This is a genomic window from Kitasatospora sp. NPDC058162, from assembly GCF_042884005.1.
In the GTDB taxonomy this organism is placed as follows: Bacteria; Actinomycetota; Actinomycetes; order Streptomycetales; family Streptomycetaceae; genus Kitasatospora.
Genome location: NZ_JBHVUS010000006.1, coordinates 450,620 through 456,718, shown reverse-complemented (window position 1 = coordinate 456,718; position 6,099 = coordinate 450,620). Strand labels below are relative to the sequence as shown.

The following is a 6,099-nucleotide window of genomic DNA, read 5'->3' as shown; positions in this document are numbered from 1 at the left end:
AAAGCGCCAAGAGGATACGACGTCAGCCGGACGGACCCACCCAGATTTTCACCCCGTTGGGGTGAGCCCGTAAGGGCTTCGGATTACTGACCCCCGGTCCCGACCGCCAGGGGCCACTGCCTGCCAACCGGACCAACCCCCGCGCTCGCGGGGCCGACATTGCGGGGCCGCTGCTGCCGCCCACCGCCCGCGAGCGCGTGGCCGAGAACTCCCGGCCACGGACGAGGGCCGGGCGGTGTGTTCAGCCGGCCGCGCGGTAGGCCGTGCCGACCCGGTTGGGTGTCGCCCGGTTGTAGAGGCCGGTGCCGCCGCGGTCCGCGGAGAGGGTGAACCATGCGTAGCGTTCGACGAAGGGGAGCCCCTGGAGCATGGCGGTCGACTTCGTCACGAACGCGGCCTGCTGTTCCGGCGTCGGATACCTCGGGGTGCCGCCGGAGAAGTCGATCAGGGCGTACTCGGTGAGCCAGATCGGCTTCTGGTAGCGGTCGTGGACGGCCTGGAGGTAGCTCCGCAGCTGGCCGGTCGCGGCATCGGCGCGGAAGTCCGAGCCGTACCAGTGCAGGGGGATGAAGTCGACCTTCTGGTGGCGGGCGGCGGCGCCCTTCATGAACTGGTCGAGCCAGCCGCCCGCGACGTCGCCGCCGCCCGCCACTGCGGGTGCCCCCAGGCGCATCCCGGTCGACTGGAGCCGGGGCCACAGGTCGAGGGCCCTGGACACGCTCATGTCGGCCTGGCCCCGCAGGTCGGGTTCGTTGAACCCGAGCAGGGTCGTGCCCTCCTTCCTGGCCGTCGCGAGCTGCGCGTCGGTCACCGAGCCCGCACCCCAGATCATGGGGACGAACTCGACGCCGGCCGGCGGACTGATCTGCTGCCGGTCCGAGGCCCAGGTGTAGAACCAGCCGACCCTGGCGTCCGCCAGGGCCTTGGTGACGTCGGGGAAGTTCCAGGCGCTCACGCCCTTCTTCCTCACCGGGGCGGCGGACGCGTCGGCCGCGCTGCCGATCGTGAGGCAGGTCAGCACGGCGAGCAGGACGGTGAACAGACGTGTTCGACGCGGCAAGGCGTTCCTCTCCTCCTGCGGTTCACGCGGTCGGGACCTCATGCGCTCGGGACCTCATGCGCTCGGGACCTCACGCGGAGGGCCCGAAGGTGACGGTGAAGCCGCTGCAACGGCTGCACTGCTGCATCACCTTGTTGCCCGGCACCTGGTCCTGCTTGGACCACGTGTAGGCCTTGGGGCACTTCGCGCTGAGCGCGCGGCTGTAGTCGCTCGGGGTGTCGCGGCTGGGGTTGGTGCACAGCATCGGCTTTCCGTCCGGCCCGCGGGTCAGGTCGGCGGGCGGGCAGGAGGACAGCAGGTTCGTCGCGCAGCCCCGGGTGTCGCAGCCCCCGCCCGCCGGGATCGAGGCGTTCACCGGGGTGATCGTGACCGGCAGCGAGAACGCGTTCACGTAGCTGACGTCGTACCAGGGGGCGGCGCCGTCCTTGGCGTCGAAGTTGAACTCGGCCAGGCTGGCGGGCTGTTCGCCGGTCGTGCAGTGGTCGGCGAACGGGCCGCAGTCGCCCACCCGGCAGTGGAAGCCGCTGCCGGAGGCCCCGCCGCATCCCTGCCGGGCGAAGAACTTCCCCCGCCAGTGGAACGGGGCGGTCGTCTCGGGGATCGTCACCGTCGCCGACTGCCCGGGGGCCAGGACGGGCAGCCGGGTGAACTGCTTCGACCCGTCGGCGTTGACGCCGCTGCCGATCCACAGCTGCTGCGACGAGTGGTTCACGAACGTGACGGTGTGGTTGACCGCCGCGGCGGTCGGCGCGGTGCGCGCCGGCGCCGCCGTGCCCGCGCCGGGCAGCACCACGGTCAGGGTGGCCGCGGCCGCCGCGACGAACAGCCTGGTCAGGAACCTTCGCATGACGTCTCCGTTCCGCTCAGCAGGTCTTGTCCGGGTGGTCGTGGGTGATGGCGCAGATCATCGCGTTCGCCCGGCCGTTGTTCGGGTACTTGTGGTGGAGTTCGTCCTTGAACTGCTGCCACTGGCGGGCGATGTCCTTGACGGCGAGGTCGTAGGCGCGGTCGAAGTTGTGGCCGACGGTCGAGCGCGGGGTGTCCTTGGTGTCCTTGTTCAGTACGCCGTCGTGGGTGACGCGGTTCGTGCAGTCGGACACCGTCCCGGTGTGGTCGCGGTCCGGGTAGCAGCCGCTCGCCAGGTCGTGCGGGATGCGGCCGGTGGCGTCCTTGATCCAGTCGGGCTTGCTCATGGCGCTGTAGCGGGCGATGGAGAAGAACTCGGGCAGGTCGGTCCTGCCCAGGCCCGGGGGGTTCCTGACGCCGACGGCTCCCGGGCCGGCCTGGTCGACCCAGTTGCTGTGGGCGTAGAAGTCCTCGATCTGGTGCCAGGCGCGGCCCAGGTCCTCCAGCACCTCGCACTTCGCCCGCCCCGGTTGGTCGTTCCAGTCACAGGCCGGTGAGATGGCGGTCTGGGCGGCGACGACGTGCCCGTTCGCGTCGACCAGCCGGTCCGCGGCGGCGACGGCCCGCTTGAAGTTGTGGACGGAACCGTCGATGCAGTCGATGATCTCGGCGTCGGCCTGCCCGCGGGTGCGGGGGTAGTGGCTGTCGTACCGGGGGTCGAGGTAGTCGGCGTTGTCGCAGTGGAGCTTGCCGATGCCGAAGTACTCGCCGTGGTCGTTGGCGACGATCGCGCCCGAGTTCCCGTCGGCCATCGCCGTCAGCGAGTTCGGGTGCCAGCCCCCGGCTCCCAGGGCGGCCCGGGTGATCTTCTCGTGGTTCCCCCCACTGAAGGCCTGTGCCGGTGTCGCGGCGCCGAGGGCGACGGAACACAACAGGGCGAGGCCGGCGGCGGGGGCGTACAGGTGCCGTCGGCGGGAAAGGGTGTTCACGAAGTCTCCAGGTGTGTGAGGACATCCTCAGCGGGAGCGCATCCGAAGGTCGCGCCTCGGCCATCGTAATCATGCCCATGACAGATTGTGGGCGAATCGCTACAGAATCCGAAGCCCGTGCGCCCGCCCGCCCGCCCGCCCGGACCCGGCCCCGGCGGCCGACTCCGCGGCCACCCCCGCCGGCATCCCGTGCGTCGGATGGCGGCTCTGCTGTGGCGCAGCGCAGGCGCCTCGCCGACCGTGGGGCTGCGGACGGACCACCGTCCCGATCCCTCCGGCAAGGAGCCCGCCCATGGCCGTCACGACGACCGACCACACGGTCCCGCACGTCTCGACCGTCCCCGCCACGGCGGGCCAGAACGTCGAGCTCTTCGTGCGCGAGCACGACGGCACGCCTCCCGGGCCGCACGCGGACCGCAAGGCCGTCCTCATGCTGCACGGCAGGAGCATCCCTACGCTGGCGGCCTACGATCTCCAGCACACCTCGTACGCGTGGGGCGAAGCCCTCGCCCGGGCCGGGTACGACGTGTTCATGATGGACCTCCAGGGCTCGGGCCTGTCGCCGCGTCCCCGGATGGAGGACCCGTGCAACGTCGGCCCGAACGAGCAGAGCGCGGTCAACCCCCCGCTGTCGGGCCCGCGCACCGCGAGCTACCCCTTCGTGCTGACCGACTCCCAGAGCGACCAGGACGAGCTCGCCACCGTCGTGGACTTCATCCTCAGCACACGCGACGTCGCGAAGGTCGCCCTCATCGGCTGGTCGGCGGCGGCCTTCGCGATGGGGCCGTACGCGGTCGGGAATCCGGGGAAGGTGGAGAGCCTGTTCCTGCTCGCCCCGATCTTTCCTCCGCTGGGCCCGTCGAACCCGCCGACCCTGCCGGTGCCGGGCTTCCCCACCCACGTGCTCACCCCGACGGGATTCGAGAGGGCCTGGACCAACGAGGTGCACTGCGTGGACCAGCGCGAGCCCGACATGGTCGGCGTCGTGTGGGGCGCCCTGATGGACATCGACCCCATCGGCCGGACCTGGGGACGGGTCGACCCGTCGACCGGGAAGCCGGTGGGCGCCAGCCGGTTCCGGAACTTCGTCACGTGGGGGTGGAACAACACCACGGCCGGACAGGGAGGCGTCCTCGGCGGCGGCGTCCCGGTGCTGATCGTGCACGGCGAGTTCGACAGGACGGCCAACACGACACCGCCCAGCTCCAACCCGGCACTCGACTTCCACGTCCCCGCGCTCTACGACGCCATCACGGGCACCCACAAGATCCTGGTCACGGTGAAGTGCGCCAGTCACCAGATGCCCTGGGAGGTCCAGCACAAGAACCTGCAGAACCTCTCCAAGCACTGGCTCGACCAGGGCGACGTCGACGGCCAGACCTCGGGCCGCTTCGAGATGGACGAGAACGGCGACATCACCCCGGCGCCATGACCCCGCGCTACGGCCGGGCCACCACGCCGCAGTGATCAGCGGGGGTCACTGTGCGGGTTCCGGATGCGGCGCCGGTGGGTTGCCCGGGTGCCGGTCGAGGGCCTGGTCGCGACCGTGACGCCGGGGGACACGCACGTGAGCCGACGGCGGTCGGGGGTGGTGGGGGTACTGGAGCTGCGTGGGCCCCGGCACCTGCGAGGCCGGCGCTTCCAGCGATGGCTCGGGAGACCGGAAACCGATCCGCAATGCCGCCGAAACCGCAGGCGACGCCGCTGCTCCGATAGTGGCCGAATGACGACGCACGCCACCACCAGAGAGCCGGCGGCCGCCGCTTCGCGCGCCGCCGAGATAGCCGCGTACGGTGACCGGATCCTCGCCATCGAACCCGCCGGCATCGAGCCCGTCCCCGCCGGGGCCCGGCACGGCAAACCGCTCGGCCTGCTGTGGACCTGGACCTCACCCAACATGGAGTTCGCCACCGCATTCGTCGGTGTCCTCGCCGTCGGCATCCTCGGCCTCGGGTTCTGGCCCGCCGTGCTGGCGTTGGTCCTGGGTACCGCGCTCGGCGCCGTCGCCCACGGCTTCCTCGGCGTGGTCGGTCCGCGTTTCGGAGTGACCCAGATGGTCGCCGGACGCTCCGCCTTCGGGTTCTCGGGCAACGCGCTGCCCGCCGTGCTCAACGCGCTCACCGCCGGCATCGGCTGGTTCGCGGTCAACAGCGTCAGCGCCGCATACGCGCTGAACACCCTGCTGGACTGGCCGCTGGTGCTCTGCCTGTTCGTGGTGGTGATCCTTCAGGTCGCCGTCGCCTGTTTCGGCCACAACTTCGTGCACACCGCCGAGAAGTACACCTTCCCGGTACTGACCCTGGTATTCGTGGCCGCCGCCGCGGTCATCCTCGGTAACTCCCGCCCGGGCTCCGCGACCGGCGCGCACGCCGCCCCCGGCGCGTTCTGGCTCGCCGCAGGCGCCGCCTTCGGCTACGCCGCCGGTTGGAACCCGTACGCCGCGGACTACACCCGCTACCTCCCGGCCACCACCGCGCGATGGAAGACCGCCTTGTGGCCGGCCGTCGGCGTCTTCGTCTCCTGCGCCTTTCTGGAGATCATCGGCGCGGCCTCCTCGACCGTGCTGATCCCGGACGGCACCGCGTCCAAGCTCTCCCTCACCGGAGCGTTCACCTACTCCCTCCCGAGCTGGCTGGCTGACCTCACCCTGCTCGCCATCGCGCTGGGCGGAATCGCCGCCAACGCGCTGAACATCTACTCGGGGTCGCTCTCCTTCGTCGCGATCGGCCGGGGGCTCCCGGCCCGGATGAACCGCGCCGTGGTCGCCCTGCTCTTCGGCGTCGTCGGCACCCTGGTCGCCTGGAGCGGGCTCAGCAACTCCGGTACCAAGTACGAGAACTTCCTGCTCGTCATCAGTTACTGGATCGGCCCCTGGCTGGGCGTCACCTTCCTGGAGCGCTTCCTCAGCCGCGCCCGCTCCGACGCGGACACCGCCGCGCTGCTCCAGGAGACCACGTACCGCAACTGGGCCGCGCCGATCGCGATGGCAGTGGGCACGGCGCTCGGCGTCTGGCTCTTCTCCAACCAGACGGACTACGTCGGACTGGTCGCCAAGCAGTACCCGGGCATCGGTGACCTCGCCTTCGCGGCGGGCTTCACCATCGCGGTGCTGCTCCACCTGGCGCTGCGCCGGGTGCCCGGTCTCGTCCGGACGCCGGTGACCGGCGCGCCCGGTGCCGTCGTCGGCTGAATCGGTGGACAGTG

The 6,099-nt window shown here is 71.0% G+C and carries 5 protein-coding genes; 2 read left to right on the top strand and 3 right to left on the bottom strand.

The genetic code is table 11. The features are described from left to right. Positions 1–241: 241 nt before the first annotated feature. From ACFVXG_RS15745 to ACFVXG_RS15735, 3 genes are all read right to left on the bottom strand, one after another. Complete coding sequence (locus ACFVXG_RS15745) at positions 242–1,060, bottom strand: glycoside hydrolase family protein (protein WP_387927831.1); 819 nt, start codon at positions 1,058–1,060, stop codon at positions 242–244. 70 nt (positions 1,061–1,130) lie between these two features. Beyond that, entirely contained in the window at positions 1,131–1,907 is a 777-nt protein-coding gene (locus ACFVXG_RS15740; RefSeq protein WP_387927829.1) for a thaumatin family protein, read from the bottom strand. A gap of 16 nt (positions 1,908–1,923) precedes the next feature. Continuing rightward, a complete protein-coding gene (locus tag ACFVXG_RS15735) occupies positions 1,924–2,895 on the bottom strand; it encodes a hypothetical protein (protein WP_387927827.1) in 972 nt (323 codons plus the stop codon). Between the two features lie 292 nt (positions 2,896–3,187). Here ACFVXG_RS15735 and ACFVXG_RS15730 point away from each other — a divergent pair, with 292 nt between their 5' ends. Both ACFVXG_RS15730 and ACFVXG_RS15725 read left to right on the top strand, forming a co-directional pair. Further along, on the top strand, positions 3,188–4,327 hold the full coding sequence (locus ACFVXG_RS15730) for an alpha/beta hydrolase (protein WP_387927825.1): 1,140 nt from the start codon (positions 3,188–3,190) through the stop codon (positions 4,325–4,327). A 291-nt stretch (positions 4,328–4,618) separates the two neighbouring features. After that, positions 4,619–6,085 carry a purine-cytosine permease family protein gene (locus ACFVXG_RS15725; RefSeq protein WP_387927823.1) on the top strand — a complete coding sequence of 489 codons (1,467 nt, stop codon included), beginning with the start codon at positions 4,619–4,621 and terminating at the stop codon, positions 6,083–6,085. Positions 6,086–6,099: the final 14 nt, after the last annotated feature.